The organism is Streptomyces sp. NPDC057428, assembly GCF_042803195.1.
Classification (GTDB): domain Bacteria; phylum Actinomycetota; class Actinomycetes; order Streptomycetales; family Streptomycetaceae; genus Streptomyces.
Map to the genome: position 1 here is coordinate 1 of NZ_JBHVCT010000221.1, position 1,433 is coordinate 1,433.

At 66.9% G+C, this 1,433-nt stretch carries 2 protein-coding genes and 1 pseudogene; 1 reads left to right on the top strand and 2 read right to left on the bottom strand.

What is annotated here, in order from left to right:
- Together ACFU5K_RS31870 and ACFU5K_RS31875 are read right to left on the bottom strand one after the other, a co-directional pair.
- Positions 1 to 626 (bottom strand): annotated as a pseudogene (locus ACFU5K_RS31870) (hypothetical protein); the annotation flags it as partial.
- 2 nt (positions 627 to 628) lie between these two features.
- Complete coding sequence (locus ACFU5K_RS31875) at positions 629 to 1,036, bottom strand: hypothetical protein (RefSeq protein WP_361016958.1); 408 nt, start codon at positions 1,034 to 1,036, stop codon at positions 629 to 631.
- A gap of 127 nt (positions 1,037 to 1,163) precedes the next feature.
- Here ACFU5K_RS31875 and ACFU5K_RS31880 point away from each other — a divergent pair.
- The coding region (locus ACFU5K_RS31880; RefSeq protein WP_384068229.1) for a hypothetical protein at positions 1,164 to 1,433 on the top strand (270 nt) is incomplete at its 3' end.

Below are 1,433 nucleotides of genomic sequence, written 5' to 3' on the forward strand. Positions count from 1 at the left end.
GCCATCCAGGCGAGCATGAGCATGGTCTTGCCGTAGCCGGGGAGGCCCGCGACCTTGATTCCGCTCAACTGCCGTAGCGGGATGGCGACTTGGCGCATCCAGGGGTTGTGTCCCATCGGGAGGACCCAGTCGTCTTCGGCGGGCCAGGTGTACGGCTGGTGGTCGTCGAGCGGGTTGCCGACGATGCCTCGGACCTCCACGAGTCCGGCCTTGAGTCGGCGGACTTCCACGGTCTGGCAGTCCCAGGCGTCCGCGAGCCAACCGCCGGCCTTTTCGACTTCCTCGACGCCGACCTTCGGGATGGTCTTGATGACGGCGCGGATACCCCAGGGCTCCGGGAAGACGCGGATCTTCGGGACGACCGTGACGGGCTTGGCGGTCTTGCCCTGCCAGTCCTTGCGGCCCTTGGTGTTCTCGTCCACGCGGGCCAGGCCGACGTTCGGAGCGAGGCGACGCCAGCGGCGGGAGACGGCCCAGGCGTGGCGCATCCGGGCCCGCTGGAAGGGGGTCGCGCGGATGTACCGGTAGGTGGCGATGAAGAGGCGAGCCGCCCCCCAGGCCGCCAGCACCGCGAGGGCGATGACGGCGACCAGGGGAGCCAGGCTCAGGGAGTCAGTGGCGGACACGATCAGCCTTCCTGCGAGGCGGACTTGCGGGAGGTCGGGACGGCGGAGGTCGAGCGGATCTCGTCGGCCTGGTACCAGGCGGTGCCGCCGACGACCTTCTCGTTGCCGTTGCGGTCGGTCCGCTTCTCGGCCGGGGTCACACCGACCCGGAAGCCGACCAGCTCGACCGGCTGCGGCATGTTCTGGAGGGCGTCGCCGGGGTTCGAGTGCGAGAGGACACCGACCTTGAGGATCTCGTTTTCGGTCCGGCCGAACTGGGTGAACGAGGCGACGACCTGCACCTCCCACTTGGGGGTGCCGTCCTTGGCGGTGTCCTGCTGCTGCGTGCCGAACTGCATCTTCGGGGACGAGCTGAGGAACATGACCATGGAGAAGGTGCGGGCCTGGTCGACGTGGAAGATGGCGGGCATGGATGTCTCCTGACGTTTCGTCATCTGCGGATGTGATGACTACGGGCTGTGCTGGGCTCTACGATGAGCCTGGCAGACGGGATCTGTCAACCGAGTATTCGCATCATTCCCTCCCGGAGGACGCATCATGACCCGACGCAAGGCCGACGTTTTCCGGTCTGACCTGCAACGACAGTTCCAGTCGATCTCCGAGCTTTGCAGCTACCTCGGACATGCCGACGCGGCGATGGCCAGTGATCCGGCCGAGTGGCATCGGAACCTGATCCGGGCTCTTGCCGATCTCTCCGAGGCGGCGCAGACGGCCGAGACGGCGTTGACGATCAACGCGGTGAAGACGAAGGCACTGACCCCGACCGAGGTTTCCCGAGCCGCGAGGATCACCAGGAATGCCGTCTAC

Bases quoted from the DNA above. Each gene is read 5' to 3' on its own strand.
- ACFU5K_RS31875 (WP_361016958.1), bottom strand. From the start codon at position 1,036: ATGCCCGCCATCTTCCACGTCGACCAGGCCCGCACCTTCTCCATGGTC.